General features: G+C 66.0%; 23 protein-coding genes. 10 read left to right on the plus strand and 13 right to left on the minus strand.

Going from position 1 to position 25,744, the window contains the following annotated elements; translation table 11 throughout:
* Positions 1 to 53: 53 nt before the first annotated feature.
* On the plus strand, positions 54 to 647 hold the full coding sequence (coaE, locus tag CJEDD_RS06120) for a dephospho-CoA kinase (protein ID WP_042404699.1): 594 nt from the start codon (positions 54 to 56) through the stop codon (positions 645 to 647).
* A 69-nt stretch (positions 648 to 716) separates the two neighbouring features.
* Positions 717 to 1,070 carry a DUF4259 domain-containing protein gene (locus tag CJEDD_RS06125; RefSeq protein ID WP_042404698.1) on the plus strand — a complete coding sequence of 118 codons (354 nt, stop codon included), beginning with the start codon at positions 717 to 719 and terminating at the stop codon, positions 1,068 to 1,070.
* A gap of 9 nt (positions 1,071 to 1,079) precedes the next feature.
* On the opposite strand, the gene CJEDD_RS06130 is transcribed toward CJEDD_RS06125, so the two are convergent.
* From CJEDD_RS06130 to CJEDD_RS06165, 8 genes are all read right to left on the minus strand, one after another.
* Positions 1,080 to 2,837: a choline/carnitine O-acyltransferase gene (locus CJEDD_RS06130; RefSeq protein WP_042404697.1), complete on the minus strand. Its 1,758-nt coding sequence runs from the start codon at positions 2,835 to 2,837 to the stop codon at positions 1,080 to 1,082.
* 68 nt (positions 2,838 to 2,905) lie between these two features.
* Positions 2,906 to 4,561, minus strand: a complete 1,656-nt coding sequence (locus tag CJEDD_RS06135) for an ABC transporter ATP-binding protein (protein ID WP_081764443.1) — start codon at positions 4,559 to 4,561, stop codon at positions 2,906 to 2,908.
* Entirely contained in the window at positions 4,561 to 5,535 is a 975-nt protein-coding gene (locus CJEDD_RS06140; RefSeq protein ID WP_074432455.1) for an ABC transporter permease, read from the minus strand. The genes CJEDD_RS06135 and CJEDD_RS06140 overlap by 1 nt, the downstream gene beginning before the upstream one ends.
* Positions 5,532 to 6,452, minus strand: coding sequence for an ABC transporter permease (locus CJEDD_RS06145; RefSeq protein WP_273657684.1), 921 nt, complete (start codon positions 6,450 to 6,452; stop codon positions 5,532 to 5,534). The genes CJEDD_RS06140 and CJEDD_RS06145 overlap by 4 nt, the downstream gene beginning before the upstream one ends.
* A 36-nt stretch (positions 6,453 to 6,488) precedes the next feature.
* A complete protein-coding gene (locus CJEDD_RS06150) occupies positions 6,489 to 8,045 on the minus strand; it encodes an ABC transporter substrate-binding protein (RefSeq protein ID WP_042404695.1) in 1,557 nt (518 codons plus the stop codon).
* 17 nt (positions 8,046 to 8,062) lie between these two features.
* Positions 8,063 to 8,914: a TetR family transcriptional regulator C-terminal domain-containing protein gene (locus tag CJEDD_RS06155; protein WP_052333685.1), complete on the minus strand. Its 852-nt coding sequence runs from the start codon at positions 8,912 to 8,914 to the stop codon at positions 8,063 to 8,065.
* 75 nt (positions 8,915 to 8,989) lie between these two features.
* Entirely contained in the window at positions 8,990 to 10,246 is a 1,257-nt protein-coding gene (locus CJEDD_RS06160) for an alpha/beta fold hydrolase (RefSeq protein ID WP_042404737.1), read from the minus strand.
* Between the two features lie 68 nt (positions 10,247 to 10,314).
* Positions 10,315 to 11,178: a bile acid:sodium symporter family protein gene (locus CJEDD_RS06165; RefSeq protein ID WP_052333684.1), complete on the minus strand. Its 864-nt coding sequence runs from the start codon at positions 11,176 to 11,178 to the stop codon at positions 10,315 to 10,317.
* A 91-nt stretch (positions 11,179 to 11,269) separates the two neighbouring features.
* On the opposite strand from CJEDD_RS06165, the gene uvrB reads away from it, so the two are divergent.
* Genes uvrB through CJEDD_RS06180 form a run of 3 tightly spaced genes read left to right on the plus strand, consistent with a single transcriptional unit; the run spans position 11,270 to position 14,345 of the window.
* Positions 11,270 to 13,369 (plus strand): excinuclease ABC subunit UvrB, encoded by a 2,100-nt coding sequence (gene uvrB, locus CJEDD_RS06170; protein WP_042404693.1) that lies wholly within the window; start codon positions 11,270 to 11,272, stop codon positions 13,367 to 13,369.
* A gap of 16 nt (positions 13,370 to 13,385) precedes the next feature.
* The gene (locus CJEDD_RS06175; protein ID WP_042404690.1) at positions 13,386 to 13,844 is read left to right on the plus strand and encodes a universal stress protein; all 459 of its coding nucleotides are present in this window, start codon (positions 13,386 to 13,388) and stop codon (positions 13,842 to 13,844) included.
* A 54-nt stretch (positions 13,845 to 13,898) separates the two neighbouring features.
* Positions 13,899 to 14,345, plus strand: a complete 447-nt coding sequence (locus CJEDD_RS06180; protein ID WP_042404689.1) for a universal stress protein — start codon at positions 13,899 to 13,901, stop codon at positions 14,343 to 14,345.
* On the opposite strand, the gene CJEDD_RS06185 is transcribed toward CJEDD_RS06180, so the two are convergent.
* The 3 genes from CJEDD_RS06185 to CJEDD_RS06195 form a co-directional block, all read right to left on the minus strand.
* On the minus strand, positions 14,346 to 16,502 hold the full coding sequence (locus CJEDD_RS06185; protein ID WP_042404687.1) for a HelD family protein: 2,157 nt from the start codon (positions 16,500 to 16,502) through the stop codon (positions 14,346 to 14,348).
* A gap of 66 nt (positions 16,503 to 16,568) precedes the next feature.
* Positions 16,569 to 17,597 carry a DoxX family protein gene (locus CJEDD_RS06190; RefSeq protein WP_042404685.1) on the minus strand — a complete coding sequence of 343 codons (1,029 nt, stop codon included), beginning with the start codon at positions 17,595 to 17,597 and terminating at the stop codon, positions 16,569 to 16,571.
* 87 nt (positions 17,598 to 17,684) lie between these two features.
* Complete coding sequence (locus tag CJEDD_RS06195) at positions 17,685 to 18,278, minus strand: MBL fold metallo-hydrolase (protein WP_042404683.1); 594 nt, start codon at positions 18,276 to 18,278, stop codon at positions 17,685 to 17,687.
* 86 nt (positions 18,279 to 18,364) lie between these two features.
* Between CJEDD_RS06195 and uvrA the strand changes: the two genes are divergently transcribed.
* The 4 genes from uvrA to rplT all read left to right on the plus strand — a co-directional run bounded on the left by uvrA (position 18,365) and on the right by rplT (position 22,688).
* Complete coding sequence (uvrA, locus tag CJEDD_RS06200) at positions 18,365 to 21,223, plus strand: excinuclease ABC subunit UvrA (RefSeq protein ID WP_042404681.1); 2,859 nt, start codon at positions 18,365 to 18,367, stop codon at positions 21,221 to 21,223.
* Between the two features lie 229 nt (positions 21,224 to 21,452).
* On the plus strand, positions 21,453 to 22,025 hold the full coding sequence (gene infC / locus CJEDD_RS06205) for a translation initiation factor IF-3 (protein ID WP_081764441.1): 573 nt from the start codon (positions 21,453 to 21,455) through the stop codon (positions 22,023 to 22,025).
* Positions 22,026 to 22,058: 33 nt separating this feature from the next.
* Positions 22,059 to 22,253: a 50S ribosomal protein L35 gene (rpmI, locus tag CJEDD_RS06210; RefSeq protein ID WP_042404678.1), complete on the plus strand. Its 195-nt coding sequence runs from the start codon at positions 22,059 to 22,061 to the stop codon at positions 22,251 to 22,253.
* Between the two features lie 51 nt (positions 22,254 to 22,304).
* On the plus strand, positions 22,305 to 22,688 hold the full coding sequence (gene rplT / locus CJEDD_RS06215) for a 50S ribosomal protein L20 (RefSeq protein WP_273657689.1): 384 nt from the start codon (positions 22,305 to 22,307) through the stop codon (positions 22,686 to 22,688).
* A gap of 205 nt (positions 22,689 to 22,893) precedes the next feature.
* On the opposite strand, the gene CJEDD_RS06220 is transcribed toward rplT, so the two are convergent.
* A complete protein-coding gene (locus CJEDD_RS06220; RefSeq protein WP_232297782.1) occupies positions 22,894 to 23,739 on the minus strand; it encodes an EamA family transporter in 846 nt (281 codons plus the stop codon).
* A gap of 84 nt (positions 23,740 to 23,823) precedes the next feature.
* Between CJEDD_RS06220 and CJEDD_RS06225 the strand changes: the two genes are divergently transcribed.
* Positions 23,824 to 24,633: a TrmH family RNA methyltransferase gene (locus CJEDD_RS06225; RefSeq protein WP_042410271.1), complete on the plus strand. Its 810-nt coding sequence runs from the start codon at positions 23,824 to 23,826 to the stop codon at positions 24,631 to 24,633.
* 3 nt (positions 24,634 to 24,636) lie between these two features.
* Here CJEDD_RS06225 and CJEDD_RS06230 read toward each other — a convergent pair whose 3' ends face one another.
* A complete protein-coding gene (locus tag CJEDD_RS06230; RefSeq protein ID WP_042410268.1) occupies positions 24,637 to 25,644 on the minus strand; it encodes a dioxygenase family protein in 1,008 nt (335 codons plus the stop codon).
* Positions 25,645 to 25,744: the final 100 nt, after the last annotated feature.

Here is a 25,744-nt window from a genome sequence, read left to right on the forward strand (position 1 = left end):
TCCCGCCCCCGCCGCAACCAGCGGGGGCGGGACGTTTTGCTATCTTCGGCCCCATGAAGAAAGTGGGCCTGACAGGCGGCATCGGCAGCGGCAAGTCGACGGTGGCGCGGATGCTCGCCGACGCGGGGTTCGCGGTGGTGGACGCGGACCAGATCGCACGCGAGATCATGGAACCCGGCTCGCCGGTGCTCGACGAGGTAGCCCGCGAGTTCGGCGCGGATCTCATCGGCCCCGGCGGCGCGCTCAACCGCGGCGAGCTGGCGCGGCGCGCGTTCGCCTCGCGGGAGCAGACAGCGCGGCTCAACGCCATCACCCACCCGGCCATCCGCGCGGAGTCCGAGCGCAGGTTCGCCGCGGCGGCGGTGGCGGGGGAGCCGGCGGTCGTCTACGACATGCCGCTGCTCGTGGACCTCGGCCTGGACAAGGACATGGACCTCACCGTGGTCGTGGACGTGGATGTGGAGGAGCGGGTCCGGAGGCTCGTCGCTACGCGAGGGCTCGACGAGGCCGACGCGAGGGCGCGTATCAAGCAGCAGCTTGACGACGACACCCGCAAAGCCGCAGCCGACGTCATCATCGACAACAACGGGCCCAAAGAGGCGCTCGAGCCGCAGGTGCGAGAGCTGATCGAGACGCTCAAAAGGTAAAGATTTATACCCGCGAAATTAACCTATAGGTAAAAATTTATTTACCTCACGGGTCTACTGTGACCCCTCGTGGGAACGTGGAACACGGGGCCGTTCGACAATGACCCCGCAGCAGATGCCGTCGCCGCACTGGCCGACGGCACGTTCCGCATGGATCAGTTCCGCTTCGAGTGCGGCATGGGGCCGCTGGCCACGGACGATGCGGAATCCATCATCGCGCTCGCAGCCGTGCTCAATGGGCACGCGCCGGACAACTACTCCCCGTCTGATTTGGACTACCCGTTCACCATGGACGACAAACAGTGGATCAGGCGGCGCGCCCAAGCCGCGGTGCGCCCGGGCGGCTCTGAGCTGTACTCGCTGTGGGAGGACACCGGTGAGCTCGACGAGTGGCTCGCCGTGACCCGCCGGTTCGTCTCCTAGCGTGCGCGCCTAGAGCGTCGCGCAGAAACCCCAGAACATATCGGAGGCCTTCTCCAGGTTCGCGCGGAACTCCTCCGGCTTCTCGGCGGTCTCGGTGTTCCAGGACACGCAGAACTCGCCGTCCTGCGGCAGCGGGGTGTAGGCGATGCCGAAGCCTTCCGGCAGGGACGGGACGAACGAGTAGCGCACGACCTGGTCAGCGCCGCCGATCGAGGTGGTGGACAGGAAGTCGCGGCGCGCTGCGGTCGCGTCCTCGTCAGTGAAGAACGGCTCGTTGGCCGCGGCTTCCTCGTCGACGGTGGCCAGCATCTGGAAGTGGCGGTCGAAGCCGTTGCCGGACTTGCAGCGCTTCACCCAGCCGCGGTGCGCGTTGATCGCGGACTCCAGGTCCTCGCTAGTGGCCTTGCCAGCGACGAGCTTCTTGGCAAAGTTCACCGCTTCCGGGGTCGCGGCGCGCAGGCACTCGGTACGGCCGGCGCGGAACTCGCGCATATCCACCGCTTCGTAGACCGCGCGGACGCGGCCGTAGGTCAGCTCCTGCGCGATCGACATGGTCAGCTGGGCGGACGCGTCGCGGGAGACCTTGAACGGCATCTCGGCCGGCTGCTTATGCGGCACGGTGATGATCTCCACGTCGAACTTATCGGCCTGCGCGAGCGTCTGGTCCAGCTCCTGCTGCAGCTTGGCGCCCAGCTCGTCGCTGATCTCCCAGATCAAAAACTGCGGCTCGATCTCGGTCAGCGTGTTCGAGGCCTCGGCGGGAAGTACCACGGACTGCATGCGCTTGATTGCGGTGACCAGGGTGGCGCCGTCCTGGCAGGAGTGCTCCACCTGCAGGCCGATCCAGTGGTCGCGCAGCGAGATCTGGTAGCTCATCGGCTTGTACAGCCATGCGCCGCGCGGTGCGAAGGTATCGCGCTTGAAGTGCTCGCGGTCGCCCGCCATCTCCGCGTCGACAATGTCGATGGTGAACAGCATGTTGGCAAGGCGGTCGTAAACCGCCCGGTTGTAGCCCAGCTCGAGCAGATCCGGCAACAGCTCCGCCAGGGCGCCCGAGCCGATGAGCGACGGAACGTTGAAGTCGAACGTGCCCTCCTCGGTCTGGCTGGCTGCAAGGATCTTCTCCAGCGCGTCCGCAATGGCCTTATCGGAGGCGGGCTTACCCTCGTCGTCGCTGATCTGCAGGGCGAAGAACTGGCCGTTGCAGAACACGCCGATCTCGCGGTTGGTGGCATCGAGTTCGGTCTGGATGATGACGTCCTCGCCGGGCTCCGGGTGGCGGATCGCGCCGGCGTAGGGGAACCACTGGTTCATGGTGATCCGGTTGCCGCGGGCGTCCTGGTCCTCCGGGGTCTCCCCGGCGGCAGCCTGTAGGTGGATCGCGGCGGCGCGCTGGATGAACTCGACCGCGCGCCCCATGCCGACCGGCATGTCCTTGTCCGGCAGGTCAATCTGGAACAGCACGTTGGTGGACAACGCCAGCGGCTCGCGGACGGTGAGATAGCCCGCGTACCACTCGTTGTGCAGCCAGTTGACCCCCTGCTCCTCGCGCTCAGCGGCGCGCTCACGCAGCTTCGCGTCGAGCTCCGGGCCCTTTCCGGTGCGGAAGTCTTCCACGATGCCCTTGGCCCGCTCGAGCCGGTCGCCTTCGAGAACCGCCTCGAGCGCGTGCGAGTACGCGTCGAGCGAGTTGTCGAGTTCCGGGACGGGAAGCGGTTTCAGGTCGGTGGTTGCTGGGTGCGGTGCGATGGTCAGGGACGCCGCCATTTCTCTGCCTTCCGTAGGTAGTCGTGGTCAGCACCAAGACTACCTACTAAATGGCAGGTGAGCAGGCCTTATAGTTCGGGAATGTTGGCCAACAGCTCGCGGGTGTACTCGTGCTGCGGGTTTTCCAAGACCTCGTCTGTTGGGCCCTCGTCAACAATCGCGCCCTTGTTCAGCACCGCGACGCGCGTGGCGGTGTGGCGGGCCAGCGCGATGTTGTGGGTGACAAAGAGCATCGACAGCCCGCGCTCCTGGCGCAGCTCCGCCAACAGGCTCAAGATGGAGGCCTGCACTGAGACGTCCAGCGCCGAGGTGATCTCGTCGCACACCAGCACGCTCGGCGCGTTGACCAGCGCGCGGCCGATCGCGGCGCGCTGGCGCTCGCCGCCGGAGAGATCGCCCGGGCGGCGATCGTAGAAGCTGCGGTCGAGCTGCACCGCCTCCAAGACTTCCTCGATTGCGGCGCGCTGCTCGGAGCGCGACAGCTTGCCCGACATCTGCAGCGGCACCGACAGGGACTCGCCGATGGTGCGCCGCGGGTTCAACGACGAGAACGGGGACTGGAAGATGTACTGGATGTCCTGGCGCTGTTCCACGGTGCGCTGACGGCTGCCGTGCTCGAGTACCTCGCCGCGCAAGGCGACCTCGCCGGTGTAATCCGGGTTCAGCCCCGCAATCGAGCGGGCGAGCGTGGTCTTGCCGGAGCCGGACTCGCCGAGCAGCAGGATCGACTCGCCTTCATCTAGAGACAGGTTGATGCCGTGGAGCACCTTGTTGTCCCCGTAAGCCATCTCCAGGTTGCGCACGTCCAAAAGCGGGGCGGACTCCAAGGTTTCGCCGCCGAACGGCTGCGGGCGGCCGTGCCCGGTTATGTCCTTTCTGCCCTGCAGGTCCGGGATCGAGGCCAGGAGCTTCTTGGTGTAGGGGTGCTCCGCCTCGTAGAGGACGGTTTCCACGGGGCCTTCCTCGACGATGTCGCCGCGCAGCATCACCACGACGCGGTCGGCAAGTTCTGCGACGACCGCCAGGTCGTGCGTGATGTAAAGCGAGGCCACGTCGTTGCGCTCGGTCATCGAACGCACCGTTTCCAGCACGTGCGCCTGCGTGGACACGTCCAGGCCAGTGGTCGGCTCATCCAGGACCAGCACATCCGGGTACATCGCAAACGCCATGGCGATGCCGACGCGCTGCTGCTGGCCGCCCGAAAGCTGGTGCGGCCAGCGCGCGAGGTACTCGTCGGTATCCGGCAGGTCGACGTCGCGCATGACCTCGCGGACGCGCTCGGTGGCGTCGCCGTCGAAGCCGTGGATGCCCAGCACCTCGTGGATCTGGGCTCCGATGCGCATCGTGGGGTTCAAACTGAGCGCCGGGTCCTGCGGGACGTAGGCCACACGCGCCCCGCGCAGGGAGCGCAGGCCGTCCTCGTCAAGCCCGAGCACGTCGATGGTCTCGCCGTCGTGGGTGTGGAGGGTCACGGAGCCGTCGTAAAGCGAAAGTCCCGGGCGGAAGTGCCCCATTGCGGCCAGGCCCGCGGTGGTCTTGCCGGAGCCGGACTCGCCGACCAGGCCGACAATCTCGCCGCGGTGCAGGTCGAAATCGATGCCGTGGAGGATCTCCGTGCCGTCGAGGGTGCCCAGGCGCAGGTTGCGCACCTCGAGCACGGTCTCGCGGGGTGTATCTTGCCCGCCGGGATTAAGGGTTGCGCCGGGGCGGTAAGCGGTGGTCATCAGCGGGTCTCCTTCACCGGTGCGTCGTGGCGGATGGGTTCGGTCTTCGGCTTCTGCTCACCGACAACGCCGCCGGTGCGCTTGACCGGCATTGCGGTGGTCGCGGTGGCGCGCGCGGTGGCGTCGGCGAGCAGGTTGGTGCCGATGGTCAAAAACGCGATCGCGATAACCGGCAGCAGCACGCCCCACGGCTGGATGGACAGGGCGATGCGGTTCTCATTGATCATCAAGCCCCAGTCCGCGGTCGGCGGCTGGATGCCCAAGCCCAAGAACGACAGCGAAGCGATGGAGCCGATCGAGTACGTCAGGCGCAGGCCGGCCTCGACGGCGAGCGGGCCGGTGATGTTCGGCAGGATCTCCTGGACCAGGATCTTCCAGTGCGGCACGGAGTACATCTGGGCGGCGCGGATGTAATCCTCGTTGGTCACGTCCAGCGTGGCTGCGCGGGCGACACGTGCGATGCGCGGCGCGTGGGTAAGCCCAATGACCAGCACGAGCACCGTCGCGGACGGGCCGAAGATCACGATGGCCAGCATAGCGAAGATAAGCTGCGGGAACGCGAGGATGACGTCGTTTAAGCGCATGAGCACCGAGTCGGTCGCCCCGCCCGCGTAGCCGGCGATCATGCCGATGATCGTGCCGACGATCATGCCGAGCAGCGTGGCCAGAAACGCCGTGACGAGCAGGACCAGGCCGCCGGCGACGAAGCGGGAGAGCACGGAACGGCCCAGGTTGTCGGTGCCGAACGGGCCGGTATCGCTAAACGGCAGGCCGATGAACTCGGTGGTGGAGTAGCCGGTCAGCGGTTCGGCGAAGAAGTAGCCAACCAGGGTGAGCAGCAGGATCACGCCGGTGATGATCATGCCGACCTTGCCCTCCGGCTGCGCCCAGATGCGGCTCATGATCGGGGCCGGTTTGGAGGCGGACGCCTTGAGCTCGTCTCTGGCTTGCTGGGTGTTTTCAGGAGTAGTCATGAGTTGCTCCTTAACTTCGGGTTGGCCAGGATGCCGATGATGTCGGCGAGGAGATTCACCACCACGTAGACCGCGGCGATAAGCAGGGAGACGGCCTGGACGACTTGGACGTCGCGGTAGTTCACCGCGTCGATTAAAGCCACGCCGAGGCCGGGGTAGCGGAAAAGGTACTCGACGACCACGATGCCGCCGGCGAGCCACGCCAGCTGGATCGCCACCACCTGCGCGATCGGGCCAACAGCGTGCGGCAGCGCGTGGCCGAAGATCACGCGGCGCTCCGGCACACCCTTCAGCCGCGCCATCTCGACGTAGCCGGAGTCGAGCGTTTCGATCATCGTCGCGCGCGTCATGCGCGCGATGTACGGGCTGACCACCAGCGTGAGCGTCAACGTGGGCAGCACGAGCTGGGAGGGGTACTCCCACACGTGGCTGCCCGGCGGGTTCATCGTCACCGCCGGCAGCACCTGGAAGACCGAGGTGGCGAACAGGGTGATCAGCGCAATACCGATGACGAATTCCGGCATCGCCGCCAAGATCAGCGTGATCCACGTGATCGTGGTGTCGCGCTTGTAGCCGCGCCACCAGGCGGAGTAGATACCCACGAAGATGCCCAGCGGGATGGAGAACAGCGCGGCGAGCGCCATGAGCACCAGCGAGTTGACCAGCGGCTCGCCCAAGAGGTCAGAGACCGGCCCGCCGGTGGATGTGGAGGTGCCGAAGTCGCCGGCGAACACGCCGCCGAGCCAGAGGAAGTAGCGCTCCACCGGCGGCTTGTCCAGGTTCATCTCGGCCTCGAGCGCCGCGATGCGCTCCGGGGTGGCCTGCTGGCCCAGGATCGCCTCGGCGGGAGAGCCGGGCAGCAGGAGCGTGGCGCAGAAAATGATGATGGACACGGCGAAGAGGATGAAGATGCTCACCGCGAGTCTGCGAAGAATGAACTTTCCCATCGTTGGTTAAACCTCCGCAATCCAAACTTTTTCGAACATGGCTTGGCCTAGCGGCATGCCGCCAGGGTGGGGGCCCAGGCCGACCACGTAGTTGTGGTACGCGTCAATCTGGTTGGCAAAGCCCCAGACGATGTAGCCGCCTTCGTCGTATAGCTCGCGCTGCAGCTCGCGGATCATCTGGCCGCGCTGTTGCTCGTCGACGATCGTGCGGGCCTCGTTCGCCTTGGCGGTGAACTCCGGGTCGTCCCAGTGCGTCTCGTTGAACGGGGAGTCCGCGGTGGCACACTGGTTGACCTGCTGCAAGAAGTTGCGCGTGTAGTAGAAGGTCAGCGCGAACGGGTACTCGAGGTAGTTGCCGTCGGCGAAGAACGTCGAGGAGTCGACCTGTTCGATCTTGACCCGGATGCCGGCGGGGCGTGCCTGCTCGGCGAACACCTGCGCGGAGCGGATCGCGCCGGTCTGGATCTCGGCGGCGGCGAGCGTGACGTCGATACCGTCGGGATAGCCCGCCTCCGCGAGCAATCGCTTGGCTTCCTCGATGTTCTGCTCGCGCTGCGGGAAGTCGTGCGGGTAGGTGGGGTCGTAGATGGCGAACATGTCGTTGCCGATCTGCCCTTCGCCCGAGTAGACCTGATCCACCAGCTGCTGGCGGTTGGCCGCAAGCCGCATCGCCTGGCGCACGCGCACGTCGTCGAAGGGTTCGACGTCGACGCGCATGGTCAGCGGCAGCCACATGCCGGTCTCGGAGTCGAGGATGTTCAGTCGTGGATCGGATTCGATGACGCGCGCCAGCGAGTGGTTCAGGCTACCGATCGCATCCACCTGGGAGGACAAAAGCGCGTTGAGCATCGCGTCCTCCTCCTGGAAGTCGATGAGCTCGAGGCGCTCAAGGTAGGGCGCGCCACCCCAGAAGTTGTCGTTGCGTACCAGCACGGTGGATTGGCCGGGGGAGAAGTACTCCAGCTTGAACGGGCCCGCGCCGATCGGGTTTTTGGGGTCGTAGCCCTCCGGCACGATGCCTATCTGGTACTCGGCGAGCGAGTCGACGAGCGTCGCATCGGGGGTGGAAAGGAAGATTTTGAGCCTTTGCTTATCGACGACTTCCATCGACGCGATGTGGTTAATCGAGGCCGCACCGGACTTCGGATCGTCCGGGTCCTTGATGCGGTTGAGCGAGAAGATGACGTCCTCGGGGCGCACAGGCGAGCCGTCGGAAAACAGCGCGCCCTCGCGCAGGGTGATGGTCCACTCGTCGGCGGAGTCGTTCGGCTCGATGGCCGTGGCCAGGCGGTACTGCAGCTCGTAGTTCTCGTCGCGGCGGGCGAGCGCGTCGTACATGTTGATCAGGCGCGCGCCGTCGGACTGGCTGGCGGGGATGTGCGCGTCGATCGTGTCGGTAGCGGACCCGCCGACGAGTCCCACGCGCAGGGTGCCGCCGGAACGCGGCGGGCCGGAGGTGTCGACCTGCTCGACCGGGGCTTCGCCCGAGCACGAGGTCAACGCGAAGGCTGCACCGCCAAGCGCGGTGGCCTGCAACAGTTGGCGTCTGGTGAGTTGAAGCATGTTGAGCTGTCCCTTTCCTAATAAGCCGCCGCGGGCTGCTCCTGTGGAAGCAGCCAGGTTCGCAGGTAGGCGGTGACGGCGTCGCGGGCTTGCTGGGCGGTGAGCACGCCAGAAAGCATGCGTACGCCAAACCCGTCGAGCATCGCGGTGACCGCGTTGACCATGTCCTCCGGGTTGCCCTGGTAGAACCGGCCTGCGGCGATGCCGTCCTCGACGATGTCGCGAAGCCCCTGCTGCCACTGGGCGTAGGCGGCCGCGGTGGCCTGCTGTGCGTCGGAAAACGCGAGTGCGGAGGCCCAGAACTGCGCCCAGGTGGTCCACTCGCGCATGGATTCCGGGGAGCCGTCGAGCTGCACTTCGGCGAAGCGGAGCAGGCGTTCGGCCGGGTCAGCGATGTCGTGAACGAACGCTCGTCGCAGAGCAGCCCGCTGCACGCACACGCCGAGCGTTTCGATAAACACGTCGTTCTTGGCCGGGAAGTAGTAGTGCACCGCCGAAGTAGACATGCCCGCCGCGGCGGCGATGTCCGCGACGGTGACGGCGTGGTATCCGCGGGCCGTAAATAGTGGCCAGGCGGCGTCAACGATGTGGCGCTTGCGGCGGGCGTGCTCCTCCCCGCTGGTGCGGGGGTTGGGGTGCGCCTGCTCGTCGGAGCCCGGGTAGGTCGGCGGGGATTGCAGGCACTCCGCGTCCACGCCGGTGATCTCGGCGAGACGGCGCAGCTCCTCGGGGTTGAACTTGCGCACCCCAGACAGCGACTTGGACAGCTTGCTCGCGTCGATGCCGAGTGCCGCCGCCACGTCGCGGTGCTTCAAGCCCGCGGCCTGGATTGCGGCGCGCGCGGTGAAATGGGGTTGGGACGAAACCATACGTAAACCGTATGGTCAGCTGTGAACGATCGCAACAGTTTGACTGATTTGTAGTCAAACTATCGCAATTTTCCCCTATTGGGGGAGTGCTTCGAAGACGCGGTTGAACACGTCACCGTGGCGGTAGATCGCGTCGTGCTGGTACTCGGGGTGCGTGACCAGGTTCATGTTCGGGATCTTCTCCACGATGCTGCTTGCGAATTCGAACGGGATGAACATGTCGTCCTCGTAGAGCAACACCGCAGCCGGAACCTCGTTTTGCAGCAGCTGCTCTTGGTTCGCAACAGCCTGCCAGTCGGTCTTCTGGAAAATTTCGTGCACCACATCGCGGAACGGCTGTTGCGCAGGGTCCTCGTCGAAATGGAAGCGGAAAAACGCGTTGCCGAACGGGTAGAACGTCTTGCCACCCGGATCCGCGTCCAGCTCGAAGCCCTCGCGCTGGTTGTAGACGCGCTCGCAGGACCAGTCCACAGAGCCCTCGGTAAACCCACCGAAGATCTGCTCGTGGACGACCGGCCACATTGGGTTCGTCTCGGTGCTGACGGTCATGCCGACGGTGGCCAAAAAGTCTGGGCGCAGGTGCTTCCTGCCGCCTTCGCGGTGGAACGGCTCCTCGAGCAGGATCGCCAGCTTCTCCCAACCGTGTTCTTCGCCGAGCATGACGCCCACGAAGCGGAACCGCTGGGAGGTCAGGCGCTCGCCGGTGGGCAGGAACTCCTCGTTGTGGTTTAAGTACTCGCTGACCTCGCGGATGCGATCCTCGATCCAGGGGGCCTTTTCGTAAATCTTCTTTACGCGGCGCTCGAGCAGGTCGAGGATCTTGTCGTTGTAAAAGTCGGCCGAAATACCGAACGGTGGGATGGAGCCCGTCAGCATAGCTCGGCCGATGCCCTCCGGGTAGTAGGACATGTACGAGCCGATGCAGATGCCTCCGAACGAGTTGCCCAGCAGATCCCACTTTTCAAACCCGAGGTGCTTGCGCAGCTCCTCCGCATCCGCCGCGATGTCCGGTGGGCGCAGGCGCGACAGGTGAGCGACGTCGATCAGCTCCGGGCGCGATTTGTCGATCGGGGTGGAGCGGCCGGTGCCGCGCTCGTCGATAAGAAAGATGCGGTAGTGCTTCAGCGCCTCCGGGATCCACGGCATCATGGAGCGCGGGCCGGGGTTGCCGGGGCCACCCTGGAAGTAGGCGAGCGGCGGGGCAGACGGGTCTGCGTAAATTTCCCGAGCGAACAGCTCAAGGTTGCCCAGTGAGGGATCACTGCGGTCCCACGGGACCTCGATGGTGTGTTCTTTTACTTCAAAGCCATCCGGCACAATCGTGGAAATCATGCCGACCATTATCACGCGTGTCACCCACAAGTGGGTGAGATTATGTCAGGTTGTGCAGGTGCGCGCGGCTACGAGCGAGAGGTCAACAGTGGCATCTCCTTGCCCGCGCCGAAGCGCTTGGCAAAGCCCATGAGCACGAACATCATGAAGCTGTTGATGAACACGAACGTGATAAACACCAGCGCGTCATCGAACGCGAACGCGGTGATCACGCCGGCGGCGGTGTTGCGCTGCGCCGAACCGAGCGCGCCCAGCTGGGACTTCGGGCCGCCGCCGTCCAAGCCGGTGCCGAAGCCGACGTAGAACGCAACGGTCAGCGCGAGCATGCCGAGCAGCACCGCCTTCCACAGGTGGCCGTCGGTGAAGTACGGCGCGAACGCGATGACGGAGAGCACCAGGAAGATCAGCATGATGATGTTGGCGGTCTTGGAGACCACCGGCCGGATCTTCGCGGTCATATCGGGGGAGAAGTACAACAGCACCATGCCGATGACCATCGGCAGCACCATCTGCAGCAGCAGCGAGCGGATCAGCGGCCAGACCGAAAAGTCGTTGATGCCGATGAGCGCGGGCAGAAGCAGCGGCATGATAATCACCGTTGCCACCATGAGCACCATCTGTACGGTCGCGCCCAGCGCGATGGAGTTCTTGCTCAGCTGGGTCAGCGCCATGATCAGCGGCGCGCCGGCCACGCAGGCGTGGATAAGCATGCCCGTCGAATACGGCTGCTCGATGTTAAACAGGCTGATGAACACCAGCATGATGCCCGGCACCGCGAGGAAGTTCACGATGAGCAGCCGGGCGAAGTAGCGCCAGTCGGAGATAGTCTCCTTCAAATCGCCGACTTTTAGCGACAGCCCCGTCGAGAACATCATCGCCACGACGAAGAGGACGGAGGCCGGACTCATGATGCTCTGCAGGAAATCGAACATAGAGTCCACGCTACTCCAAGGTTTTCGTCACCTAACGAAAGATCGTCGATAAGCAAAGGCCCGATTTGCCCGCGCAGATAGACTGAAACGCATGGCGTTTGCTGCTGAACACCCCGTCCTCGCCCAGTCCGAGTTCCGCCCCGTCGGCGAGATCGAGCGGCGGGAAAAGCCCTTCGAGGTCGTCTCCGAGTACCAGCCCTCGGGCGACCAGCCACACGCGATCAAGGAGCTCGACGAGCGGCTGCGCCGCGGCGAGCGCGACGTCGTGCTCATGGGCGCAACCGGTACCGGTAAGTCCGCTACCGCAGCGTGGCTGATTGAAAAGCAGCAGCGGCCCACGCTCGTGCTCGCGCCGAACAAGACGCTCGCGGCCCAGCTCGCCAACGAGCTGCGCCAGCTGTTGCCGAACAACGCCGTCGAGTACTTCGTCTCCTACTACGACTACTACCAACCCGAGGCGTACATCGCGCAGACGGACACGTACATCGAGAAGGACTCCTCCATCAACGACGACGTGGAGCGCCTGCGCCACTCCGCCACCTCCGCGCTGCTCTCGCGGCGCGACGTCGTCGTGGTCGCGTCGGTGTCTTGCATCTACGGCCTGGGTACGCCGCAGAGCTACCTCGACCGCTCGATCGTGCTGCGTGTCGGCGAGGAGGTCGAGCGCGACCGCTTCCTCCGCCTGCTCGTGGACGTGCAATATGAGCGCAACGACATCGACTTCAAGCGCGGCACGTTCCGCGTCAAGGGCGACACCGTCGACATCATCCCGGCCTACGAGGAGGTCGCGGTCCGCGTGGAGTTCTTCGGCGATGAGGTTGATTCGCTCTACTACATCCACCCGCTCACCGGGGACGTGATCAGCCAGGAGGACGAGGTGCGCATCTTCCCGGCGACGCACTACGTAGCCACCGACGAACGCATGGAGAAGGCCGTCGAGGCCATCAAGGAGGAGCTCGCCGACCGGCTCGAGGAGCTGGAGAGCAAGGGCAAGCTGCTCGAGGCGCAGCGCCTGCGCATGCGCACGGAATACGACCTCGAGATGATCCAGCAGGTGGGCTTTTGCTCCGGCATCGAGAACTACTCGCGCCACATGGACGGCCGCCCCGCCGGCTCCGCGCCGGCGACGCTCATCGACTACTTCCCAGAGGACTTCCTCACCATCATCGACGAGTCCCACGTCACCGTCCCGCAGATCGGTGGCATGTACGAGGGCGACATGTCCCGCAAGCGCAACCTCGTGGAGTTCGGGTTCCGCCTGCCTTCGGCCGTCGATAATCGCCCGCTCACCTTCGACGAGTTCGAGGCGCGCGTGGGCCAGACCGTCTACATGTCCGCCACCCCCGGCGACTTCGAGCTCGAGGCCGCGCAGGGCGAGTTCGTCGAGCAGGTGATCCGCCCGACCGGTCTCGTGGACCCGAAGGTGACGGTGAAGCCGACGAAGGGGCAGATCGACGACCTCATCGACGAGATCCGGCAGCGCACCGCGAAGAACGAGCGCGTGCTAGTGACCACCCTGACCAAGCGCATGGCCGAGGACCTCACCGACTACCTGTTGGACAACGGCATCAAGGTCCGCTACCTCCACTCCGACATCGACACGCTGCAGCGCGTGGAGCTGCTGCGCCAGCTGCGCCTCGGCGAGTACGACGTGCTCGTGGGCATCAACCTCCTGCGCGAGGGCCTCGACCTGCCCGAGGTCTCGCTCGTGGCAATCCTCGACGCGGACAAGGAGGGCTTCCTCCGCTCGACGAAGTCGCTCATCCAGACCATCGGCCGCGCCGCCCGCAACGTCTCCGGCGAGGTGATCATGTACGCCGACCAGGTCACCGAGTCCATGCAGGAGGCCATCGACGAGACGGAGCGCCGCCGCGAGAAGCAGATCGCGTACAACGAGGAGCACGGCATCGACCCGCAGCCGCTGCGCAAGGCCATCGCCGACATCCTCGACCAGGTCTACGAGGACGGGGACCCGGACGCGTCGCCGAGCCTCGCCTCCGACGCCGCCGTCGCGGATCGCCCCGACGTGGCCAACATGGCCTCCGACGAGGTGCAGCAGCTTATCGACGACCTCACGGTTCAGATGCGCGACGCCGCCGGCGAGCTGAAATTCGAGCTCGCGGGGCGGCTGCGCGACGAGATTGCCGATCTCAAACGTGAGCTGCGTGGTATCAAGGACACAGGGAATTAGCGAAAGGACCGAAGCAATGTACACCTACAACTCGATCGCGGTTGGCACCGACGGCTCGGACACCTCCATGGTCGCCGTGCGCGCCGCCGCCAGCCTGGCCCGCGTCTACGGCGCGGAGCTGACAATTATCTGCGCCCACTACACGGCCTCCGGCTCGATGCTGAACTCGACGAACGCCGAACTCAGCCGCGTGGACATCGTCACCGAGACGAACGCCAGCGACATCCTGCAACGCGCCGAGGCGATCGCGAAGGAAGAACAGGCCGGCAAGATCAACCTTGTGTCCAAGGGTGGCCAGCCCGCCAACGTGCTCATCGAGTCCGTCAATGAGCACGGCGTGGACCTGCTCGTCGTGGGCAACAAGGGGATGCGCTCGATGGCCGGCCGCATCTTCGGCAACATCCCGGGCAACGTGGCCAAGAAGGCGCCGGTGGACGTCATGCTGGTGGATACCCGTGCCGAGGGCCACAACTGATTGGGAGTACACTTCGTACTGCTGTGACCTCATGTTCTGAAAGGTGATCCCACCATGGCCGATTCCCCGTACAAGACCATCGTCGTTGGCTCCGACGGCTCCAAGTCTTCGCTGCTCGCGGTCGAGCGCGCCGCGAAGCTGGCCGCCGCGTTCGGCTCCACGCTCGTTATCGGTACCGCGTACTACGAGAACGAGGAGGACGCCGCGAAGACGCTGCGCCAGGACTCCGTGACCATCCTGGGCGACCAGAAGGCGCTGGAGAACCTCGAGGGCGCCGCCGAGCACGCGCGCGCCGCCGGCGCCCCGGAGGTGCAGACCGCGACCCGCCCGGGCACCCCGGTGCAGGCCCTCATGGCCATCGTCAACGACAACAACGCCGACCTGCTCGTCGTGGGCAACCGCGGCATCAACTCGCTCACCGGCCGCCTGCTCGGCTCGGTGCCGGCAGACGTCGCCCGGCAGTCGGACTGCGACGTGATGATCGTGCACACGGTCAACTAATCACTCGCCAACCACCGTCAGCGTCTGTGTGGCGCGGGTGACGGCGACGTAGAGGTCTTGCCACCCCTGTGGCGAGGCCTCAATTATTTTGTGCGGCTCCACCACAACGACGTGGTCAAATTCGAGTCCTTTCATGTCTCGGACGTTGCCCGCGTCGATCACGGCGGTGAGCCCGTCGTCGCGCCGCTCAACCTCGGTGAGCTCGCGGACGTGGCGCACAGGCACGCCGGACGCGCGGATCGCCTCGGGGACGGTCGCGTCCGGATCGATGTGGGCGAGCACGTCGGCGGCGTAGTCCGAGACCTCCTTCGGCGTGCGGTAGTTCACCGTGAGCTCGTGGAGGCGGAAGCGCCCGCCGACGAACGGCTCGAGTGCCGCGGTCCAGTCGTCGACCCCCGCCGGCGACGAGGTTTGGGCGGTGTCGCCCACAAGCGTCATCCACCGCGACGGGCAGCGGCGGAACACCATGCGCCATTCCATCGGGGAGAGCTCCTGGGCCTCGTCGACGATGACGTGGCCGTACGCCCACGTCTGGTCCTCGCGGGCGCGCTGGGCGGTGGAGCGGGTGTCCGTTTCCCGCTGCCGGCTCGCCAGCGTCTCCGCATCGATGACGTCGGCGGCGGAGAGGATCTCGGCCTCGAACTGGTCGTCGTCGTTGTCGGTGGACTCGGACGAGGACAGCACGTCAAGCGCGCCCTCGGCCTCGGCGACGAGCTCGCGCCACTCCGCCTCCTCCTTGCGGCGCTGCTCCTCCGGATCGATGGTGCCAATGAGCACCGCGAGCTCGTCCACGAGCGCGGTGTCCGAGTCCGTGAACGGCGAGCCGGGGGAGCGGTACAGCGCGGCGCGGGTGTAATCGTCGTAGTCGTGCGCGGCCGCGGCGATCGCCTCCTCGCTGGTGAGCAGCGCGTCGAGCACCTCAACCGGATCGAGCTCGGGGAAGTGCGCGTCGATGAGCGCCTGCACCTGGGGCTCCTCCGCGAGGTCGTCGTGCAGCTGGTCCACGTCCGCGGCGGAGAGCAGGTTCGCCCCGCCGAGCGGGTCGGCGCCGATGCGCTGCGCCAGCGCCTCGGCGAGGAGCTGGGTGAGGTGCTCCGCGAAGACGGGCCGGGCCTGGTTGTGCGGCTTGTGGCTGCGCCGCGCGCGGGTGCGGGCGGCCTTGACCATGGCCGGGGTGGCGGCGACGGGGACGCCGTCGAAACGCAGCTGCACCGCCTCGGCGGGGACCGTTTCGTAGGCCTGCACCGCGCGCTTGAGCACGGTGACCATCTCCTCGGAACCCTTCACCTCGCGGGCCTCCGGCGTGTCCGCGCCCGTGGGGGTGAAGCCGGGGACGAGCTGCCCGACGGTGGCGAGCACCACGCCCGTCTCGCCGAGCTCCGGCAGCACGCGCGAGATGTACTCGAGGAACGTCGGGTTCGGGCCGACCACGAGCACGCCGGTGCGCGTGAGCTGCTCGCGCCACGTGTACATGAGGTACGCGATGCGGTGCAGCGCCACCGCGGTCTTGCCCGTGCCGGGGCCGCCCTGGACCACCATGACCCCGCGCGTGGGGTCGCGGATGATCTTGTCCTGTTCGCGCTGGATCGTCTCCACGATCGAGCGCATGTGGCCCGTGCGCGCCTCGTTCATCGCGCGGCGCAGCGCGGCCTCCGAGCCGACGCCGGCCGCCGAGGTTTCCGCGCCGTCGCCGGAGAGGACCTCGTCGTCGACGGCGGTGACCGCGCGCCCGCGCATCCGGATGTTGCGCCGCTTCTCGACGCCTTCGGGGTGCGCCGTCGTGGCCAAGTAGAACGGCCGCGCCAGCGGCGCGCGCCAGTCGAGCAGCAGGGTCCGGTAGTCGTCCTCGCGGTCGTCGATGCCCATGCGGCCGATGTAGCGCCGCTCCAGGTCCGGCCGGCCCGGCACGGGGTTTTCCGGGTGGTCCTCCGTGACGTCGATGCGCCCGAACACGAGGCCGGTCTCCGCGACGTTGAGCGCGTCGAGCTTGGCGTTCAGCGAGTGGTACTCCGTCTCGCGGCGCACGAGCGCGTCCGCGTCCGGGTTGTCCGGGTCGACGTCGCGCTGCACGGCGTCGAGCCGGGCCTGCGCCTTCGCCACCTCCGCATCGAGGTGGGCGAAGAGCGTGTCCACGTACTGCTGTTCTGAGTCCTGCATCCCCACAACAAACGGCCCCGGGGCGGGGATTATTCCCTGCCGCGGGGCCGTGTAGCCGCTCGAGCCTTAGCCGAGCTTCTTCTGCGCCTTCTTCACCAGCTTCTTCGCGCGCTTCTCAGCCTTCTTGGCCTTGCGCTTCCACTTCAGCTTGGTGTACCAGGACGGGTTCGCGTCCAGCTTGCCCCAGGCGTGCTGCAGGTCGTTGATCGCGTCCTGCGCCTTGCCCTGGGCCTTGGAGGTGGCCTTGTTCACCTTGCGCTTCGTCTTGTACTGCTCGAACTTCGACGGCTTGAGGTCGTCGAGCTGATCCTGCAGGTCGCCGACCAGGCCGTTGACCTTGCGCTTCGCCTTGTACTGCTGCACCTTGGACGGCTTGAGGTCGTCGACCTTGTCCTCGGCCTTATCGGCGGCGTCGTCCAGCCAGTCGCCCGCGTCGGAGAGGAAGTGAGAGGCCTGCTTCTTGGCGTCGCCGAACCAGTCGCCTGCGGTGTCGCCCGCCTTCGCGGCGGCCTTCTTCCAGTCGCCCTTGTTGTCGTCGATGTAATCGGTAACGCGATCGGTCTGGTCGGAGAACCAGTCGCCGGCCTTGTCGAAGGCCTTCTCGCGCTCGGACTTGCCCGGCAGCGCCTGCTGGATGTTCTTCTGCGCGGTCTGCGCGGCGTTCTGCGCGCGCCACTTCATGTCGGGCTTGCCCGCCGTATCGACGGTAGCGAGCAGGACGCCGCCGGCGAGGCCGAGGTCGGTCAGCGCGCCGTTGCGGCGGCGTGCCTTCTCCTCGTCGTCCTCAGCCTCCCAGAACGCGTGGCGGCCGAGGATGGTCGGCAGCGCCGTCGCGGCGAGGAGGGAGGCGGACAGGCGCGGGGCCTTGCCGATGGCGAAGGAAGCGCCGGCGCCGGCCTTCGTGGCGCCCACGATCTGCGCCGCGGTCTCCGCGTCCTTCGGCAGGAAGTTGCGGTACTCGCGCGGCGTCATAGCGCGGACCTTCTTGAGGACGCTCTCGGCGCTCTCCTTGTGGCCTGCCGGGTTCAACAGGGTCTCGACACCGTCGATCACGTAGACCGAAGCGAGCATCGGGCGTGCGATTTTGCGGATCATATCTCTACCCAATCCTTACATTTTCGTAGCTGTATGTGCTTCCCCCGAGTGTAACCACTTTGCCGCGGCCCGGTCGCAGGATTGGCTCTACCAGCGACGCTCCCACCACTCGTCGAGGTGCGGGCGCTCCGTGCCGACGGTCGTCGGCTTGCCGTGGCCCGGCCACACGACCGCCTCGTCGGGGAAGACGTCGAACACCTTTTTCTTCACGTCGTTGAACAGGCGCACGAAGTCGCCCTCGGACTGGGTCTTGCCCAGGCCGCCGGGGAAGAGCGAGTCGCCGACGAAGAGGTTGTCGGTGCCGTCGATCGTTGCTACGAGGCACGCCCCTCCCGGAGTGTGGCCACGCAAAATCGTCACGGGGAACCGGTGGCCCGCGAGCTCGACGACGTCGCCTTCCGTCAACTCGACGTCGACGCGGGCGGGCAGCGCGGGGGCGTCCAAGAACGGCGCGTAGTGCGTCGCCCCGGTCGCCGCCAGGACGTCCGCGAGCGCGCGCGTGTGGTCGTGATGCCGGTGCGTGGTGAGCACCGCCGCGATCTCCACGCCGGCCTCGCGCGCCATGGCGAGGAGGGCGTCGGGGTCGCTGGCGGCGTCGATAAGCAAGCCCCGCCCCTCGTCGCAGAGGAGGTAGCAGTTGTTGTCCATGCTGGAAACGGAGATGTGGTGCAGTTCGAGCATGCGCCCCAGGCTAGCGAGGAATGCTCGCCGCCCGCCCGGCGTTGGTAGCTTCTTGGGGGTACGCAACGACGAAAGGCGAGACAGACGTGGCAGACAAACTCACCGTGCGCGGCGCCCGCGAGCACAACCTCAAGGGCGTGGACATCGAGCTGCCCCGCGACAAGATGGCGGTGTTCACCGGCCTGTCCGGCTCGGGCAAGTCCTCGCTGGCCTTCGACACCATCTTCGCTGAGGGGCAGCGCCGCTACGTTGAATCGCTGTCCTCCTACGCGCGCATGTTCCTCGGGCAGATGGACAAGCCCGACGTGGACTACATCGATGGGCTGAGCCCGGCGGTGTCGATCGACCAGAAGTCGACGAACCGCAACCCGCGTTCGACGGTGGGTACGATCACCGAGATCTATGACTACCTGCGCCTGCTCTACGCCCGCGCCGGCACCCCGCACTGCCCGGTGTGCGACGCCGTCATCGAACGCCAGACGCCGCAGCAGATCGTCGACCGCGTCCTGGAGATGGAGGAGCGCACGAAGTTCCAGGTGCTCGCGCCGATCGTGCGCAAGCGCAAGGGCGAGTTCCAGGACCTCTTCGCGGACCTTGCGGCGCAGGGCTACTCGCGCGTGAACGTGGACGGGGAGACGTACCAGCTCACGGACCCGCCGAAGCTGGAGAAGCAGGTCAAGCACAACATCGACGTCGTGGTGGACCGCCTGACCGTGAAGGCGAGCCAGAAGCAGCGCCTCACCGACTCGGTGGAGACGGCGCTCAAGCTCGCGGACGGGCTGGTCGGCTTCGACTTCGTCGACCTCGACGCGGACGACCCGGACCGCGTGCAGATCTTCTCCGAGAAGATGGCGTGCCCGAACGGGCACAAGCTCGGCTTGGAGGAGTACGAGCCGCGCGCGTTCTCCTTCAACTCGCCGTTCGGCGCCTGCCCGGCCTGCGACGGTCTGGGCGTGCGCAAGGAGATCGACGTCGACCTTGTCATCCCGGACCCCGACGCGCCCGCGGTGGACGCGTTCCAGCCGTGGAACTCCAGCCCGAACAAGAAGTACTTCACCAAACTCATCGAGGCGCTGGCGAAGGAGGAGGGCTTCGACGCGCACGCGCCGCTGAGCTCGCTGACGAAGACGCAGCAGAAGCACCTCATCCACGGCTCGTCGACGCAGGTCAACGTCAAGTACAAGAACCGCTACGGGCGCCAGCGCTCCTATACCGCGGCCTACGAGGGCATCGTCGGCTACCTCGAACGCAAGCTGGAACAGGCGGAGTCCGACACGCAGAAGGAGCGCCTGCTCGCCTACACCCGCGAGGTGCCGTGCCCGACGTGCGAGGGCACGCGCCTCAAGCCAGAGATCCTCGCCGTGCGCCTCGCGTCGACGACGCACGGGGAGAAGTCCATCGCGGGGCTGACGGAGCTGTCCATCGAGGAGGCCTCGGAGTACCTGGACCACCTCGTGCTCGGCTACCGCGAGGAGATGATCGCCGGCGCCGTGCTGCGCGAGATCCAGGCCCGGCTGCACTTCCTGCTCGACGTCGGCCTGAACTACCTCACGCTCGCGCGCTCAGCGGGCACGCTCTCCGGTGGCGAGGCGCAGCGCATCCGCCTGGCCACCCAGATCGGCTCCGGGCTGGCGGGCGTGCTCTACGTCCTCGACGAGCCGTCGATCGGCCTGCACCAGCGCGACAACCAGCGCCTCATCACCACCCTGAAGAAGCTGCGCGACCTCGGCAACACGCTCGTCGTTGTCGAGCACGACGAGGACACGATCCGCGAAGCGGACTGGCTCATCGACATCGGCCCGCGCGCCGGCGAGTACGGCGGCGAGGTGGTCTACCAGGGCGAGCCGGCGGGCATCCTCGAGGCGACGGGTTCGCTCACGGGCGACTACCTGTCCGGCCGGAAAAAGATTGAGGTGCCGGAGCGCCGGAGGCCCGTCGATACGCAACGCAAGCTCAAAGTGGTCGGCGCGCGCGAGAACAACCTCGACAACGTGTCGGTGGACATCCCGCTCGGCGTGCTCGTCGCGGTGACGGGCGTGTCCGGCTCCGGGAAGTCGACGCTTGTGAACCAGATTTTGGCGAAGACGCTGCAGAACCAGCTCAACGGCGCGCGCCAGGTGCCAGGCCGGGTGAAGAAGGTTGAGGGGCTCGAACACCTGGACAAGCTCGTGCAGGTGGACCAGTCGCCGATCGGGCGCACCCCGCGGTCGAACCCGGCGACGTACACCGGCGTCTTTGACAAGATCCGCAATCTCTTCGCCGAGACGCAGGAGGCGAAGGTGCGCGGGTACAAGGCCGGGCGCTTCTCCTTCAACGTCAAGGGCGGGCGCTGTGAGGCGTGCCACGGCGACGGCACGATCAAGATCGAGATGAACTTCCTGCCCGACGTGTACGTGCCCTGCGAGGTCTGCCACGGCGCGCGCTACAACCGCGAGACGCTCGAGGTGCGCTACAAGGGCAAGAACATCGCCGAGGTGCTCGAGATGCCGATCTCGGAGGCGGCCGAGTTCTTCGAGCCGATCACCTCGATCCACCGGTATTTGCAGACGCTTGTCGACGTCGGGCTTGGCTACGTCCGCCTCGGGCAGAGCGCGACCACCCTTTCCGGCGGCGAGGCGCAGCGCGTGAAGCTCGCTTCTGAGCTGCAGAAGCGCTCGAACGGGCGGACCATCTACATCCTCGACGAGCCGACGACGGGCCTGCACTTCGAGGACATCCGCAAGCTCATGCTCGTGCTCAACGGGCTGGTGGACAAGGGCAACACTGTACTGGTCATCGAGCACAACCTCGACGTGATCAAGTCCGCAGACTGGATTATCGACATGGGTCCGGAGGGTGGCTCCGGCGGCGGCACGGTGGTCGCGCAGGGTACGCCGGAAGACGTCGCCAAGGTCGAGGCGTCCTTCACCGGCCACTTCCTGCAGGACATCCTGGCGAAGGGGTAGCGCGGCGCGATTTGGTCGCCGCGCTGTGGTGCGTGTACAGTGCCACCTACACCGCCCAGCGCGCCCGCTTCCGGGTGCGGGGCCGCAAGTGGAGTGAATCCCACCCCAAGCCGCTCGCTCCGGCGAGCTGGATACGGGTCAAGAGTGCGCCGGCGCAAGACCGGCGCGTTTTGGACGATCTCCCGCCACCGACCACGGTGCGCGGGAGTTTCGCGTGGGATGAGCTCGGTTGGGGCTCGAGTGCGGCACACATTGTTTCTCGAAGTCTCTAGGAGTTCTCATCAGCGCTGAAGCTCGGATTAACGAACGAATCCGCGTCCCTGAAGTTCGTCTCGTCGGCCCGTCCGGCGAGCAGGTCGGCATCGTCCGCACGGACGACGCCCGCAAGCTGGCGTACGAGGCGGATCTCGACCTGGTCGAGGTTGCCCCGAACGCGAAGCCGCCCGTGGCCAAGATCATGGACTACGGCAAGTTCAAGTACGAGCAGGATCAGAAGGCCCGGGAGGCCCGCAAGAACCAGCAGCAGACCGTGGTCAAGGAGCAGAAGTTCCGCCCCAAGATCGATGAGCACGACTACCAGACCAAGAAGGCAAATGTAGAGCGCTTCCTGGAGAAGGGCAACAAGGTCAAGGTCACCATCATGTTCCGCGGCCGCGAGCAGTCCCGCCCCGAGCTGGGCTACCGGCTGCTCGAGCGCCTCGCCGACGACATCGGCGATCTCGGTGTGGTCGAGTCCCGCCCGAAGCAGGACGGCCGAAACATGACGATGGTCTTCGGACCCGCCCGCAAGGGCAAGAAGTAGTTCACGAAATCGACACTCTGAAGGGCTTTCACCATGAAGCAGAAGACCCACAAGGGCACCGCTAAGCGCATCAAGGTCAACGGCAACGGCAAGCTCCGCCGCGAGCAGGCCGGCAAGCGCCACCTCAACGAGAAGCTCTCGTCGAAGCGCCGCCGCAAGCTCTCCGGCACCACCGACGTTGCCGGCTCGGACGTCAAGCGCGCAAAGCGCCTCCTGGGCAAGGCCTAAGCACGGCCCGATCAATCAACCGACCACCACAAAGAAAAGGAAGTTTGACTCATGGCACGTGTGAAGCGTTCAGTCAATGCGAAGAAGAAGCGCCGCGCGATTCTCAAGTCCGCGAAGGGCTACCGCGGCCAGCGCTCCCGCCTGTACCGCAAGGCCAAGGAGCAGTGGCTGCACTCCCAGACCTACGCCTACAACGACCGTCGTAAGCGCAAGGGCGAGTTCCGCAAGCTGTGGATCCAGCGCATCAACGCCGCTGCCCGCATGAACGGCATCACCTACAACCGCCTCATCCACGGCCTCAAGCTGGCCGAGGTCGAGGTCGACCGCAAGATCCTCGCCGAGCTCGCGGTCAACGACTTCGCCGCGTTCTCCGCGCTGTGCGAGGTTGCAAAGAACGCCCTTCCGGAGGACGTCAACGCGCCGAAGGCCGCCTAAGCGCATTCCGGCTTAGCGACGCCCCGTCCCCGCCGCATCGGCGGAGGCGGGGCGTTGTTGTATTGCTGCACCTCAGACTCGGTCAAGGCGTAGATGCGAACTCGAGGCTGCGAACTCTCTACATGTGAATTCCTAGGTGTAGATTCGTCGAGTAAAACTGGCCCAAACAGCCGCTGGGGACTGCATTACTCGGCCGATATGCATCCTAGAGTTCGCGTCCTGGGGACGGGGCGACCTCAGCGAGGTTAGGTTTCGACGAACGCCACGTGATAATCGCGCCGGAGAGCGTGACAAGTACGATGCCCACCACCATTCGCCCGGTAAGCTCGTCGCCCGCCCACCACCAGCCAAGTACTGAGCCGACTACGGGGTCGAGGGCGAATAGAGTCCCCACCACTTGGGCAGAGGAGAAGCGCGCGGCGAGCGTGTCAGCGATGTAGGGAATGACTACGCCTACGACGGCCGCAAGAGTGAGCACCAGCCACGCACGGACGTTCAGCTCGCTCAATTTTGGCGCGGTGAGCGGCAACGTCAGTAGCGCGGCTACCGAAACCGAGATGGCGAGATCGCCCAATCCGCTCTCCGACTTGCCCACGCGTTCCGCAAAGACCGTGTAGGCCGCGAAGAATGCTCCTGCGAGCAATCCAAACACGACACCTAACGGGTCCAGCCCTGAAGACGGCCCAGCGATCAGAACTACGCCCGTAAAAGCGCACACAGCCCAGACTCGGTCCTTTCCTCGCCGTAGTCCAAAAAACGACACCAGACATGGTCCGAGGAAATCTAGCGTGACCGCTACACCGAGTGGTAAGCGCGCCACCGCCGCAAAGAAGAATTGGTTCATCGCAGCCATTGCTGTGCCGTAGATACAGGCGTTGATCCACCTTTGCCGAGTCAGTCTGCGCAGCGAGGGGCGGAACACGATGAGGAGCAGGGCTGCTGCGATAAGGAGGCGGAACGTTGACACGGCTACGGTTCCGTGCTTCGCAAACAACGTGGAGGAAATGACTGCGGAGGATTGAATCCCCAGCGAGCCGATGAGCACGAACACCACTGGCCGCATGGCCGACCTAATTTCCATCAAGTTTTTATAGCACCCAAACTGTCTCCAAAGCGTGCGGGTATCGTTGCGCGCATGGCGTTGGATTTCGGGCAGCCGTTTACAGAGCGAACCCCCCGTGTGGTGAATGCGGGGAAGTTGAAGCGTGGACCGGGGCGTCGTAAAGCAAAAGCTTTTTTGGCGGAGGGGGAAAACGCGGTGGAAGCCGCGGTGGCCACGGGGGCGGCGACTGACCTCTTCGTCACCGAGTTCGCCGCCGAGCGCTTCGAGGAGATCGTGCGCGCGGCGGGATACATGGACGTCTACACCCACGCGATCACGGATAAGGCCGCCGACGCGCTCGCCGACACCGTGACGCACACCGGCATCTTCGCGGTGTGCAAGCCGGTGCTGTGGTCGGTCGGCGCCATCCTGAAGGGTAGGCCGAAGTTGGTCGCGGTCTGCGTGGAGACCGCCGACCCCGGCAACGCGGGCACGATCATCCGCATTGCGGACGCGGTCGGCGCTGACGCGGTGATCTTCGCCGGCGACACGGTCGACCCGGAGTCGCCGAAAGTGGTGCGCTCGACCGCGGGATCGCTCTTCCAGATCCCGGTGGCGCGCGACCGCGACGTGCGCCGGGTGCTCGGGGAGCTTCGGGCAGCAGGCTTATCGACGCTCGCGACCGCCATCGACGGCGACACCTCCCTCGCCGCACCCGGCGACCTGCTCGACCGGCCGACGGCGTGGCTGTTCGGCAACGAGGCGCACGGGCTTGACGAGGACGTCGAGGCCGCGTGCGACGCGCGGGTGACCATCCCGATCAAGGGGTCGGCCGAGTCGTTGAACCTCGCCACCGCCGCGGCGATCTGCCTGTGGGAATCCTCGAAAGCGCTGGGGGAGTAGGCGCTAGTAACTTGCCGGCGGCTGCGGCATGCCGGTCGGGGGCGTACCGCCGGGGCCACCCGGCCCATCCTGCCCGCCGGGGCCGCCACCCGGGTTCGGGGCCGCGCCGCCGCCGGAGTTGGGGGTGGTGGTGTCGATGGGCACGTCGATGGTGAACGAATACCCCGCCTGCACATCGCCGGTGAAGGACGGCAGCTGCTGGTCCCAGCCGTCGGAGAAGACGTTGTCGTTGGCCAGGGTGATGTGGGAGAACGGCGAGACGGAGTCCGCGTAGTTGTCAGTGGCGTAGACCGCCGTATCCACCTCCTCCGGGACGGCGATTTGGGAGGTGAGGATGGCCTTCGACGCTTCGGCGATGTCGTCGACGGAGGAGAAGACCTCGAAGTGGATGTGCGGCCAGCGCCCCTCGTAGCAGCCCGGGACGATGGTGGTGAACTCGACCGACCCGTCGTCGCCGGTGACCTGCACGCCGCGCAGGTACGTCTCGTCCTCAAGGCCGGTGGAGTACATCGAGTACTTGCCGGCGGCGTCGCAGTGCCAGACGTACACGGCCGCGCCCGCCATCGGGGCGTTGTTGCTCACCATGTCGATAATGTTCATCTTCAGGGTAAGCGGCACGCCGCTCGCGGTCGCGCCGCCGCCGATGGACCCGCGGATGTCCCTGCGTTCCACACCGACCTTCTCCAGCACGTCGGGTCCGTTTGAGCCGTCGCCGGGGTAGGGGCCCGCGGTTTCGGTCTTCATCTCGGTGAAGGAGGATGCCGCGGCGGCGGTAGTTGTCGCGGCGCCGCTTGAGGTGCTGTTCGCAGTTGAGCTCGCCGTCGAGCTCGCGTTTGAGGTGCCGGATGTGCACGCGGCGAGGGCCGCCGCGCCGGCGCCGACGCCGAGCATCCCGAGCAGTTTGCGGCGGGAGAGGCGGTTTTCGATGGTGCCGAGGTCGAAGGCGAGGCCCTGGTCCTCGACGTCGTCGTCTGGGCGGTGGAGGGCGCGGCCCTCGAAGAATCTGGTCATGGGACCTTCCTTTCCTAATGCACGAGAAAGGAAGGTACCGGCACACTTTGGTAATTGCGTTCGCGGACGTACCGGGCAAGCTAGTAGGTACCTGCACGTT

This window comes from Corynebacterium jeddahense (assembly GCF_028609865.1).
Lineage (GTDB): Bacteria > Actinomycetota > Actinomycetes > Mycobacteriales > Mycobacteriaceae > Corynebacterium > Corynebacterium jeddahense.